This window comes from Kribbella sp. CA-253562 (genome assembly GCF_050942265.1).
In the GTDB taxonomy this organism is placed as follows: Bacteria; Actinomycetota; Actinomycetes; order Propionibacteriales; family Kribbellaceae; genus Kribbella.
In genome coordinates this window covers 6,134,284-6,146,982 of the sequence record NZ_CP192049.1, presented here as the reverse complement: position 1 = coordinate 6,146,982, position 12,699 = coordinate 6,134,284, and the positions used below count along the sequence as shown (strand labels likewise).

Below are 12,699 nucleotides of genomic sequence, written 5' to 3'. Positions count from 1 at the left end.
CGTCCGGTCCTTCTGCCCCGTCCCGGCAGGAGGTCCGGACGCCCTTGCGTGTGTGCGGGTACTGCTTGCCGCTCGGGCTCACCGTGGCCGGTGTCGGCCAGGGCGCAGATGTGCCACGTCGTCTCGCAGGGTTTCCCTTGACTTCACCCTCGCGGTTGAGCGTACTTGTCCCGGCAAGCGTTTGAGGAGGGGGCTCCATGGAAACCGTGCCGGACTCTTCGTTGATCATCGGCGTCGGCGCAACCAGTGCCGAACGCGTCCAGCTGGCCCGCCTGCTCAGCGGCGCCGACGCCCTGCTCCTGGTCTCCAGCGCCGACCAGGCCCGGGCGTTCCTGGACCTCACCACCGGTACGTCGTCGACGCCCGTCGTCCTCACACCGGGTGTCCTCCCGCCGGAACCCGCGGTTGAGACTCCTGCCCAGATCGAGGCAGTCCAGCCCGTGGCGGAGGACCACGTCGACAACGTCGTAGCCCTCCCCGCCGCTCTCCGCCTCGACGAGGACCGCCGCGTCGTCCGCTGGAAAGACCGCGAGGTCCCTCTCACCCGCCTCGAACACGAGTTCCTCACCTGCCTGGTCCAGAAACCCGGCCAGGTCTGGACCTACCAACGCCTCCACCACGCCGTCTGGGGCAACGAACACCTCGGCCACGGCTCCCACATCCATTCCGTGGTCAAACGCCTCCGCCAAAAACTCGCCCACCTGGGCGCCACGGTCACCATCCACGCAGTCCGAGGTGTCGGCTTCCACCTACTACCAGCCGCCTAAGACCTCAAAACAAGAGCACAGACAAGGTGAGGTCGCCGGCCCAACCGCAGTGCCTTGGATGCTCTGTTTGCTTCTGCCTTGTCGAGGTCAGGCGACGTGGGCCGCGGGCGGATCGGCGAGGGCGAACAGGCGGTCGAAAACCTGCACCCGGTCGAACTGCAGCGCGTACGCCCGTGCACGTAGCTCGGCTGCCGCCCGCTGCTCTGGGGTCCAGTCGCACACGACCTCGTCGAGCACAGCCCGCAGCGTCGCCGGATCGCGCTGCGGCACCAGCAGGGCCGTGTCACCGACCGCCTCGGGTACGCCGCCGGTCGCGCAGGTGATGATCGGCCCGCCGCCGGCCAGAGCCTTCTCGACCAGCGCGATGCCGAACGTCTCGACGAATTCCGGCTGCTCGCGGGTCGGCAGCACGAACGCCGCACTCCCGGCCATCAGCGCGGGCTTCTCCGCGTCGTCGACGTCGGTCAGCAGCCGCACCCGCTCGCCCAATCCCGTTGCCGCGAGCCGCGCCACCACCTCGTCCTCCTGCGGCCCACGCCCGGCCAGGACCAGTTGCACCTGCTCGGCCGACCGTGACCCGGCGTACGCGTCGATCAGGTCGTCGACGCCCTTCGCCGAGGCGATCCGGGACAGGAACAGCACGTAGCCGTCCCGCGAAAGGCCGCGCCGGGCAAGAGTCTCGACGATCTTGTCATCGGTGAGCGACAGGTAAGACCAGGAGTCGACCGCCGGGTAGGAGATCGCGATCCGCTCACGGCACCGCTGCGCGAACGTCGTACCGTGCAGACCGTCGAGAGTCGCCGCCGAGGCCACGATCAGTTCTTTGGTGTACTCCGACACCGCCACGCAGTGGTCCGCTTCCAGATAGACCGACAGGATGTGTGCGGCTGCCCCGAATCGGCCGGTGGCCACGCACTCGCGCACCACGTTGGTGATGTCGGACCCCACCGCCTCAGCCACCGTGACGACCCGTGCGGGCCCGATCCGGCGCGCCACCTGGACGGCCTCCTGTACGGCGATCGCATGCGGGCTCAGGTACAGCGACATCGCCACTGTCGGCACCCCGTCGCCGAACAGCTCGACCAGTCGCCCGATCAGCCCGTACAGGTAGCGCCCGTCCGGCACCCGGTAATCACCCACCGGATCGGGCCTCTCCACGGTGATGCCCGGGCTGTACGGCAGTACGCGGTCGAGTGGTTTCAACGGCAGCCCGGCCGCCTCGAGCGCGTCCAGCGGCCAGGTCACGATCCGCACGTCGTCGAACCCGCGGCTGAGCGCCACCTCCGCGAGGCACCGTGCCTCACCGGAATGCCCGCAGATCACCGGATCGGCGCGGACGACGATGACCAGGCGGCGTCCGGGGACGGACGGGACGAGCGTGTCGTCGGCGACGCTCATGCTTCACCTCCAGTGGCGTGCAATGGGTCGGATGTGGACGGTGGCCTGATCCGCGTGCCCCAGCCGGACGGGCGAGGGCCGAGCTCGATGTGCAGGTTCTGGATGTGCCGCAGTTCCCGGCCGGAGATCCAGGGGCGTTCGAGGGTCTTGCCGTTGACCGCGAGGGACTGGACGTAGGAGACCGGTCCACCGGCCTCGACCGGCTCGAATCCTGTGGTGGTGATCGACAGGTCGCCGTACGGCAGGTGGATCGTGGACTCCGTGACGGCCGGCGCGCTGACCAGGAAGAGGTTCTGTCCAGCCACCGGGAACAGCCCGAGCGTCGCCCAGACGTACCAGGCGGACAGCCCGCCGGAGTCGTCGTTGCCGGGCAAGCCGCCGCGGCCGGTGCCGAACTGGTTGGCGACGGCGGCGTGCACCACCTCCGCGGTGCGGTCCGGCCGTCCCGCGTAGTGGTAGGCCCACGGCGCTTCGTAGTCCGGTTCGTTGTTCAGTCCCTCGAACCGGCTCAGTTCGTACCCGGCATCCATCTCGGCCACGCTCGGTGCGACCCCCGGCTGGGTGACCGGCGCGGCGTCGTACCCGAAGAACCGGTCGAGCAGGCTCACGAACGCCTCGTCGCCGCCGGCGAGTGCGATCCGGGCGCGCATGTCGTGCAGCAGCCGGAACGAGTAGTTCCACCGGCCGCCCTCGTAGAACGTCGAGTCGCGCAGCAGGCCGGTGCCTGGGTCGTACGCCGCCCGCCAGCCCTTGGCGAAGTCGCGCATCTGCTGGGCCAGCGGCCGGTCGCGCACCTTGTGGGCGATCGCCGCGGTGCAGTGATAGGCGTACGCCAGGTCGAGAGTGTGGCTGATCGGATGCGCGACACCGTGCACCAGGTAGTCCTCGCCGTACGTGCGGCGCAGGTCCATCTCCAGGTGCACCATGGCCCAGTCCCAGTCGATCCCCGGCAGATCCAGCTGGCACAGGTCGGCCAGGAAGGTGTGCGCGAGCGCGCTGCCCTGCCGGGAGAACCGGTCGGCGCCCTTGGCCATCCGGTAGCCGATCGGCAGGTTGCCCTCCTGCTCGCAGATCGACAGCAACGAGTTGGCCAGCGCGACCGAACGCTGCGGGAACAGCGTCGTCATCAGCGGCAGTTGGGTGCGGTAGATGTCCCACATCGTGCAGATGTCGAACGCGTACGGGCCTTCGGTCGACCACGGGCTCTCGTCCGGGGCGAAGCACGGTTTGACCAGCGAGTGGTAGAGCGCGGTACCGAAAACCGTTGCCTGGTCATCGGATCCGGCCTCGATCGCGACCTTGCCGAGGTGTTCGCGCCAGGTGGCCGCCGTGTGCTCGCGCCGCCCGGTGAAGGTGGGTTGGGAGCGGCCGACGTCCGCGTGCAGGTTGTCACGGGCCGTCTCGCACCCCCGCAGGGAGAATCCCAGCCGCACCTCGACGGTCTGCTCGGCGCGCGAGGGGCCCATGAACATCAGCCCGAACGGCCGCAGGGTGGTCGGCCGGATGTAGTCGAAGTCGAGGCGAGTGCCGCCGGGCATCAGGCGCCGGTCGTACCACAGCAGCTGTCGCCATCCGGGTGCGTCGACCTCCAGATGCACGGCCAGCGGCACGCCCTCGACGTGGATCTCCCCCTGAGCTACGCCCGGCCCCAGCATCGCCAGGTGCGCCTTCAGCGGCACGGTCTGACTGTGCGGGATGGCCAGCCCGCCGGTCGAGGCGTCGATGACGATCCGGGCGGCGTCGTGCGCCGGGAAGGTGTACCGGTGCACGGCCGACTTCGGCCCGACGGTGACCTCGCAGCGCACCCCCGAGCCCAGCGTCGCCGCGTAGTAGCCGGGCTCGGCAACCTCGTCCACCAGGTCCCACGTGGTGCCCAGGTCATCAAGCGGGCCGAGCATCGGCGTCACCCGGAAGTAGTTGTAGTACTTGCGAATCGCGCCCGTGCCGGACTGCTGGAAATGCGTGAATCCGGAAGCGACCGGGCGGTCGTGCAGCAGCCCGGGCACACCCTCGGTGTTGAAGTCGTACAACCCGTACCCGGTCGGGTAAGCCCCGGAGTACGGGCAAGCCGACACCATCCCGAAGGGATGCACGGCGCCGGGATGCGTGTTCCCGACCTGCGGCTTGGGCCACCACCACGCCCCCGCCAGCCCCTTCGGCGCAGGCAGGTCGGTGGCACCGGTCCCGATGAACGGGTCAACATGCTCGAACATGGGCTCACCGCCTCACGCGGCTGACGTGGACTCCCAAGGTAGGAAGCACATGTTTCAGCCACGTGGACCGAAGGAGACACCCAAGTTACGTTCGAGCCGCCCCAAGGGTGGAGTCCGGCCGGAAGAGCTAGAGCAAAGACGAAGAGCAAGAGCAAAGACGCAGTGGGGTCGTCGGCCCGTCCGCACCTGCCCAATGCAGAGGCACGCTGCGGCTGTGGATGGACGTCGAAGACTCCGTCACCAGGCAAGCTCACGCCGGGGATCCAGGTCCGTGCGGGGAGCGGATCGTGCTCAATTCCTGGAACCCATGGGTGCGCCACGTGGAGATCAGACCGTGGTGACGAGGCCGTGCTGCGACCTCGCCTGCCGAGTGCAGGCGCGTCGTGGCTGGAGGAGCGGACAGAAGCACCGCGAGCGGTCCCCTGCCCCACTAGGCTGCCCGACCATGACGACTTTGATGACCTACGCCGGTCCAGTCGCCGACGAAGCACCCACGACCCGCACCGGTGGGGTTCCGTTGGTGCCGGCCGGCTTCACCTGGCCGACCTGCGCCACGTGCTCCGGCCCGATGCAGTTCCTGGCGCAGGTGCTGACACAAGAGCATGTCGTGCCGATCTTCATGTGCCAGAACGAACCCGGCCTGTGCGACGAGTGGGATCCGCGGGCGGGCGGCAACACGGCGTTCGTCTTTCCGCGCGACGGACTCGCAGCCGCCCAGGTTCCAGCGGAGGGCGAGACCAAGCTGCCTGAGGCGTCCGGCATCACCTCCACCGTGATCGACGGCGTCCCCTACGAGGAAGCGCGCCAGCAATGGGCGACGGACACCGGCCGCGTTCGGCGCGAGGTCCTCGGCCAACTCGGCGGGGAACCGTCATGGTTGCAGTGCGACGAGACCCCATCGTGCCGGTCGTGCGCCCAGCCGATGCCTTTCGTGGCCCAGCTGGAACAGGGACTCAGTCGCACAGAGATCAACTTCGGAGGCGGCAGCGGATACGTCTTCGCCTGCTGGCCCTGCACCGAGGCCACATTCCTCTGGCAGTCCTGAGGGCGGCCGGTGGTGCTGCGCCGGAGTGGGCCTGACGCCGTCTGTTCCACACCTCGGCATCAGCTGGTGCCGAGGTGGTGGGACCCGATCTCGGCGGTTCCTGGGCAATACGCCTAGCTGGTCTTGGCGCTGGTCTTCTTCGCGGCACGTCCAGCGATGGCTCGTCGGGCGCCATGATCCGGAGCCTGAGCGCGAGTTCGTGTCGGTGCTGGCTTCTTCGACGCCGTCGTCTTGCTGGAGTTCTTGGTCTCAACGATCACTGGATCCCGGCCAGGCCTGAGGCGAACGACCAGATCGCTGTCGTGCTCAGCTTGGGGATGAACTGAGCCGAGGAACCTCAGCCACAGCGTGTCTGCGTCATAGGCACAGGGGGTTGACCTGTGAACGTCACTCCATCTTCTTTTGTATTGCTCTTTGTGATCTGTCTTAGGGAATCTTGCAGACTCTGTTGGCTTGGCTTTTCCTCAGCCACCGCCGAGCTCAATCGTAGGCATCTGCGATGTGCCTACGGCCTCACTGTATTTCTGTCTTTGTTCTGTCTGTTTCTGATGTCTGTGCTTTCTCTCGTTGCTGGTTGCTGGTTGCTGGTCCTGTCTGTTGGTGCCCTTCAACGCACTCGGCCCCCGCCCAAGGTTCTGGGCGGGGGCCGAGGCTGTTGCTAGGTGGTCGTTACCGGATGGCCTTCAGTGCGAAGTCCTCCACCACCGGGGTGCCTGCTACCAGGCGGGTGGTGCGGGTCTGGGGCTTGTAGCCGTCCTTGGCGGCGATCAGGGTGAGGGGGTTGTTGCGGCGGTCCAGCCAGTACGCGTACGTGCCTTGGCTGGTCGTGGTGAACGTGTACGACGACGCCCACGAGTCGACCTGGACGATGGCGCCGGCCAGTGGGGCGGTGTTGCCGTTGGTGGCGACGCCGGTGACCGTGCCGGACAGCTTGCTCCAGGTGGTCGGCGGGGTGACGTTCATCGTGACCGCCACCGGGTCCACGCTGTACGGCGTGTTCTCGGCGATGGTGACCGAGCCGGTGTACTTGCCGGGCTGGTCGACGCTCGCGGTGAGCGTGACCTTGACCGTCGTGCTGGCGCCCGGGGCCAGGGTGGCCTCGGTCTTGTCGATGCTCAGCCAGCTGACGTCGGCCGACGACTCGGCGCAGTCCTCGAGACCCGGCAGGGCCTCGCTGTCGACGGTCGCGGTGAAGCCGCCGGACGAGCCGCCGACCTTGTAGAAGCCGCACGCCGCGCCACCGCGGTAGCGGGGGTTGTTGGCGTTCGGCAGCGCCGCCCAGGTGCCGGCGGCCGGGTCGAACGCGAAGCCCGCGTTCGTGACGGCGCCGGTCTGGACACCGCCGACGACCAGCAGCTTGCCACCGGCGACGGCGAACGACGCCGCCCAGTGGTCGGCCGGGGAGTCGGCGATCGGGGACCAGGCGTTGGTGGCCGGGTCGTAGACGTAGCTGCTCTTCTGAGCGGCCGCGCCGTCGTTACCGCCGGAGCAGTAGATCTTGCCGTCGATCGCGCCGCAGGAGGCGAACGCCACCGACTTCGGGTAGTTCGCGATCGGCGCCCAGGTGTTGGCCGCCGCGTCGTAGGCGACCGCGGTGTTCGACATCGGGGTGCAGGAGGCCGTGGTGCAGCCACCGATCGCGTACAGCTTGCCGTCCAGGACGGCCTGGCCGGCGGCCGCGCGCGGCGCCGGGTTGTTGGCCACCGCGGACCAGGCGTTCGCGGCCGGGTCGTAGGACCAGGTCGCGGCGTCCGGGCCGGAGGTGCCCCAGCCGGAGCTGGCGATGATCTTGCCGCCGACGGCGCCGACGGTGATCGCGTTGCGGGCGCCCGGCAGCGGGGCGATCGCGGTCCAGGCCAGCGAGGCCGGGTCGTACACGTAGCTGTTCGCCGTCGACGCGCTGCCGTTGCCACCGGCCAGCGAGTAGATCTTGCCGTCGAGGTTGACCACCCGGTTGTCCATCACGGTCGCCGGGTAGTCGGCGATGTCGGCCCACGGAGCCGCGAGCGGCGCCGGTACGGCGGGCGTGCCGGCCATCTTGCCGGACAGCTTGCTGGCGAACGACGTCGGCACCTCGAGCCGCTGCAGCGGAGCACCGGTGCCGGTCAGCACCTGGGACTTCGTGGTGGTGCTGCCGTTGGCGTTGGCGATCTCGAAGCCGCCGTCGCGCTCACCGAACTTCACGTCCACCGGTGCGCCGCCGGTGTTCTTGACCGTGAAGGACTTGGTGACCTTGCCGGTGGGCAGCCGCAGGGTGCCCTCGATCGTGCCCGGCGTGACCGACAACCGGCCGGCCGCCAGCGTGTAGTCGGCCAGGGTGACCCAGTCGGCTTCCACGTCCACGGTCTGGCTCGCGTTGACGTAGCCGCCGGCCTTGGCGGTGTAGCCGTGCGCGCCGGAGTCGGCGGAGTACAGCCAGTAGAAGCCGTCGTTCAGGCCGGTGTCCTCCGGCGTGGCGACGGTGACGGCGGACTCGCTGGGCTTGTCGTCACGGGTGACGACGGCGCCGTTGACGAAGCCACCGGTGTTGGCGTCCTTGACGTTGCCGACGACGATGCCGCCGCCGGTCGGCTCACAGGTGATCTGGGTGCCGATCAGCACGCTGTCGACCTGCCACCACCACTCGTACGAGGCGTCGTAGTAGTGGAAGCGGACCTGTACGGCGGACTGCCCGGCCGCCTGCGGGATCGCGATCTCCTTCACGCCGCGGGCGTCCGCGGTGGCCTGACGCAGCACGTTGGTCCAGGTGGCGCCGCCGTCGATCGACAGGTCGACGTCGGCCTTCTCCCCGCCCAGCCAGTTGAGGTCCTGGTTGAAGCGGATCACCGGGGCCGCGACATCGGTCAGGTCGACCGAGGGGCTGACCAGCGAGGTGTCCTGCGACTGGCCGGAGCCGTACTTGTCGCTGTCCACGATCGCGAAGCCGCCGCCGCCACCGGTCAGGTTGCCCCGGTTGCCGGCGTCCTCGAACTTCCAGACCTGGCCGTTGCCCTTGTTGTCCACGACGGTCCAGCCGCTGGGCGCGGTGGTGGCGTCGAAGGTCTCGTACAGGCCGTCCGACCCGTTGCGGTAGCCCGGCGCCGTGGCGCAGGCGTCGGAGCGCACCGGTACGGCGATGTTCTTCGTGACGTTGCTCGCGCCGACCGTGACCGGCTGGCTGACGGTCTGGTAGCCCGGGTACTGCGACTCGACCTTCAGCGTGTACTCGCTGCCGGACGGCACCTTGAAGCTGTACCGGCCGTTGGTCGGGGTGGTGTAGTCGAACACGCCACCCGGCCCCTCGACGCTGACCTTCGCGTACAGCGGCCAGCCGTGGCCGGAGCCGTCGCTGACCGTGCCGCCGATGTTGACCGTCGGCGCGGACACCAGCACGAAGTCCTTGGTGCTGGTCGTGTTCGCGGTGATCGTGACGGCCGCCGTCTGGCTCTGGTAGCCGAACGACGCGGCGGTCAGCGTGTACTCGCCGGCCGGCAGCACGGACGAGTAGCGACCGTCCGCACCGGTGGTCAGCGTGCGGTCGGGCTGACCGGCGGCCTTCGCCGTGACGGTGGCGCCGGCGAGCGCGGCACCGGCCGAGCTGACCTTGCCGGTCAGGGTGCCGGTGTCACCGATCGGGGCGGCGTTCAGCAGCGCAAGCGCGTCCAGCCGGCCCTCGCCGTACACGTTGTTGTCGTCGGTGGTGCCACCGCACTGGCTGTCGGCCTTGTCGACCGCGGCGTTGTCGAGCAGCGCGCGGGTCGCGGCGACGTCGCCCTTGAGTGCGGGCGCCGCCGACCAGAGCAGCGCGATGGTGCCCGCCATGTGCGGCGAGGCCATCGAGGTGCCGTTGAAGCTGGCGTAGCCGTTGCCCGGGATGCTGGAGCGCACGTTCACGCCCGGCGCCGCCAGGTTCGGCTTGATCTCACCGTTCTGGCCCACACCGCGGCCGGAGAACGAGGCGATGTTGTTGTTGATGTCGTACGCGCCGGCCGAGTAGTTGCTGACCAGGCTGCCCGGGGAGCCGCTGGTCTGGCAGGCCGATCCGCTGTTGCCGTTCGACCAGGCACCGAAGATGCCGGACGCCGTCCAGGCCAGCGTGATGTCCTCCATGAACGGGTCGTTGGAGGGCAGCGTCGAGCCCCACGAGTTGTTGATGATGTGCGGCCGCTTGCTCGCGTCGGGGTTCTGCCCGGCGAGGTTGGTCGGCTCGAGCATCCACTCACCGGAGGTGATCAGTGCCGCGTCGCTCGGGCAGCACCCGTTCGCCGCGATCCACTTGACCGCCGGGGCGACACCGATCTGGTTGCCCGCACCGTCGTCACCGACCATCGTGCCCATCGTGTGGGTGCCGTGGCCGTTGCCGTCGGACGGCTGCGCCGGTGAGGAGCCGGCCGCGTCGAACCAGTTGTAGTTGTGGTCGAACTGGCCGCCGCCCAGGTTGCCCCGGTAGGAGTTCACCAGCGCCGGGTGGTCGTACTGGACGCCGGTGTCGATGTTGGCGATGACGATGCCCTGGCCCTTGTCGCCGTACTGCGACCAGACGTCGTCGGCGTTGATGTTGGCCAGACCCCACTCGAGCGCGTTGATCTGCCGCTCGTCCTTGCCCTCGGTGACCTTCGGCACCTCGATCGCGGTCGGGTTGTACAGCCCCTCGACCTCGGCGTGCTGGGCCAGCGTCTGGGCCAGCGCCAGCGAGCCGCCGTTGATCCGGATCGCGTTCGTGCCCCAGAAGGTCTGGTACTTCACGTGCTGCGCGTCGAGCTCGGCCTTGACGCTCGCCTGGCTCTCGGTCGCGGTCTTGCGCAGCGCGGCGGCGACCGCCGTACCGCGGGCGTTCCAGTCGGCGATCGTGCTGGCCTTGCTCAGGTCCGCCTTGGCGGTGAACCGGACCCAGTAGTCGGTGGCCTCCTTGGCGTCCTTGCCCTGGAGCTTGCTGAGCAGCTCGGGCTTGATCTTGGACGCCGGGTCGGCGGCCGGCGTGGTCGGTGCGGCTTGTGCGGCGCCGGTGGCGGCCAGCCCGGTGGCGACGACGGCCACCGCCGCGAGAGCGCTCACCAGTGATCTGGCGAGCCCTCGACTTCGTTGATGTGACATCTGTGCAGCCCCTCACTGAACATCCCCGAGTCGGCCCCCGAGCCAACGTGCGGAGGTTCGGGTGGGTCCGCGGCCGCCGGTGATGAACCGGTTCTGCGAACGCACCGTGCCCCCCAGGTCGCGAGCTGTGACGCTGCGAGCCTGACGTGGACCTTATGTGTCAGATGTCAGAGCGAACAAGCACACTTCGTGAGCAAGATGTCACCAGGAGTACGAGCGTTCTGGGCAAGTTTCGCCAGATTTTGTCAATTCGTTGACCATTAAAGGCAGAGGTTGACATCGTGATCGCATGGTCACCGCCCGTGTCCCCGCCCCACGCGACGACGGAACCATCGATCACCAGGACTTCCCGCTGCTGATCGCCGTCGCCGCGTCCCCCGAAGAACGTGTCCGGCTCGCCGAACTGGTCGACGACGTCGCGCCGCTGCTGCTCGTCTCCAGCCTGGACGAACTTCGCAAACTGCTCGTCCCTGCTCAGGACCCACCACCGTCGGCTCCCGCTGAGCAGTCCGCGCCGTCACAGGCCGGCACCGCATCGGCCGGCGCCGACGCGCTGACCATCGACTCGCAGCGCTCGGTCGCTCAGTGGCGCGGACGCGAGGTGCCGCTGACCGACCTGGAGCACGACCTGCTCACCCGGTTGATGACCGAGCCGGTCCGGGTCTGGACGTACGAGGCGTTGCACCAGGCCGTCTGGCGCAACCGTCACCAGCGCGGGACCGGAGACGTGCACTCGCTGGTCAAACGCGTCCGGCGCAAGCTCGACGACCTCGGTACGACGGTCACCATCGACGCCGTTCGCGGCACGGGCTTCCGGTTGGCCGACCACCAGCGCCCGGCGATCACCGGGCTGCGCGCCGGGTGAGTCCGGCGTTCACTGGCCTGCGCGCCGGGTGAGTCCGGACTGTAGACGGTGTACGGCGGGCAGTAGCCGGGCGGAGTAGCGTCGGGCCGTGCGATTCTCCGCTCTGACTCAGCTGGAATGTCCCAAGTGCGGTCTCCGCCACGACCCGGACCAGGTGATCGGGCTGTGCTCGTGCGGCTCGCCTCTGCTGGTCCGCTACGACCTCGACGAGGTCCGCGCCGGGCTGACCAAGGACGACGTCGCTGGGCGCCCGCCCGACCTGTGGCGCTACCACGAACTCCTGCCGGTCCGCGATCCCGCGAACGTGGTCACGCTGGGGGAGGGGATGACGCCGCTGCTCCGACTGCCGGCGTACGGGCGGGAGCTCGGGGTCGAGAACCTGCTGATGAAGGACGAGGGGCTGATCCCGACCGGCACCTTCAAGGCGCGCGGCGCGGCCGTCGGGGTCTCCCGCGCCAAGGAGGTCGGCGTACGCAAGATCGCCATGCCGACGAACGGCAACGCCGGGTCGTCCTGGGCGGCGTACGCCGTACGGGCCGGGATGGAGGCGCTGATCGCGATGCCGGAGGCCGCGCCGGAGATCTGCCGGCGCGAGGTGAGTGTCGTCGGCGCCGAGCTGCAGTTGATCGACGGGCTGATCGGTGACGCGGGGGTGTGGATCCGCGAGCAGCTCGCGACGCGGGAGGGCTACCAGGACGTCTCGACGCTGAAGGAGCCCTACCGGATCGAGGGCAAGAAGACGATGGGGCTGGAGATCGCGGAGCAGCTCGGCTGGCAGCTGCCCGACGTGATCCTGTACCCGACCGGTGGCGGCGTCGGGCTGATCGGCATCTGGAAGGCGCTGAACGAACTGCTCGAGCTCGGCTGGGTCGAGGGCCCGCTGCCGCGCCTGGTCGCCGTACAGGCTTCCGGCTGCGCGCCGATCGTGCAGGCCTGGGAGCAGGGCAAGCCGGAGAGCGAGCCGTGGCCCGACGCCAAGACCGTTGCCTTCGGCATCACTGTGCCGAAGGCGCTCGGCGACTTCCTGGTGCTGCGGGCGATCCAGGAGACCGGCGGGTGCGCCGTGGCCGTGGACGACGAGGAGATCCTCGCCGCCCAACGGCGCTGCGCCGAGCTGGAGGGCTCCTTCGTCTGCCCCGAAGGAGCCGCCAACTTCGCCGCCGTCGCCCGGCTGCGGGCGTCCGGCTGGATCAAGGCCGGTGAGAGGGTGGTTGCCCTCAACACCGGTACCGGCCTGAAGTACCCGGAGACCGTGCCGCTCTAGTAGCGCGGCGGAACATCGGCTCGCGCCGGCAACTGCTCCGGCTCGGTGGAGGGCATGCGCGCCAGGGATCGCGT

General features: G+C 69.1%; 7 protein-coding genes. 4 read left to right on the top strand and 3 right to left on the bottom strand.

Going from position 1 to position 12,699, the window contains the following annotated elements; genetic code table 11:
• Positions 1-197: 197 nt before the first annotated feature.
• Positions 198-767 carry a winged helix-turn-helix domain-containing protein gene (locus tag ACQPXM_RS28900; protein ID WP_432939183.1) on the top strand — a complete coding sequence of 190 codons (570 nt, stop codon included), beginning with the start codon at positions 198-200 and terminating at the stop codon, positions 765-767.
• 87 nt (positions 768-854) lie between these two features.
• On the opposite strand, the gene ACQPXM_RS28895 is transcribed toward ACQPXM_RS28900, so the two are convergent.
• Complete coding sequence (locus ACQPXM_RS28895; RefSeq protein ID WP_432939180.1) at positions 855-2,165, bottom strand: glycosyltransferase; 1,311 nt, start codon at positions 2,163-2,165, stop codon at positions 855-857.
• Positions 2,162-4,378 carry a glycoside hydrolase domain-containing protein gene (locus ACQPXM_RS28890; protein ID WP_432939177.1) on the bottom strand — a complete coding sequence of 739 codons (2,217 nt, stop codon included), beginning with the start codon at positions 4,376-4,378 and terminating at the stop codon, positions 2,162-2,164. The genes ACQPXM_RS28895 and ACQPXM_RS28890 overlap by 4 nt, the downstream gene beginning before the upstream one ends.
• Before the next feature lie 568 nt (positions 4,379-4,946).
• Here ACQPXM_RS28890 and ACQPXM_RS28885 point away from each other — a divergent pair.
• Complete coding sequence (locus ACQPXM_RS28885) at positions 4,947-5,423, top strand: hypothetical protein (protein ID WP_432939174.1); 477 nt, start codon at positions 4,947-4,949, stop codon at positions 5,421-5,423.
• Positions 5,424-6,092: 669 nt separating this feature from the next.
• On the opposite strand, the gene ACQPXM_RS28880 is transcribed toward ACQPXM_RS28885, so the two are convergent.
• Positions 6,093-10,457 carry a S8 family serine peptidase gene (locus ACQPXM_RS28880; protein WP_432939171.1) on the bottom strand — a complete coding sequence of 1,455 codons (4,365 nt, stop codon included), beginning with the start codon at positions 10,455-10,457 and terminating at the stop codon, positions 6,093-6,095.
• Positions 10,458-10,785: 328 nt separating this feature from the next.
• Between ACQPXM_RS28880 and ACQPXM_RS28875 the strand changes: the two genes are divergently transcribed.
• Both ACQPXM_RS28875 and ACQPXM_RS28870 read left to right on the top strand, forming a co-directional pair.
• Positions 10,786-11,361 (top strand): winged helix-turn-helix domain-containing protein, encoded by a 576-nt coding sequence (locus ACQPXM_RS28875; protein ID WP_432939169.1) that lies wholly within the window; start codon positions 10,786-10,788, stop codon positions 11,359-11,361.
• 88 nt (positions 11,362-11,449) lie between these two features.
• On the top strand, positions 11,450-12,625 hold the full coding sequence (locus tag ACQPXM_RS28870) for a threonine synthase (protein WP_432939166.1): 1,176 nt from the start codon (positions 11,450-11,452) through the stop codon (positions 12,623-12,625).
• The last annotated feature ends 74 nt before the right edge of the window (positions 12,626-12,699 follow it).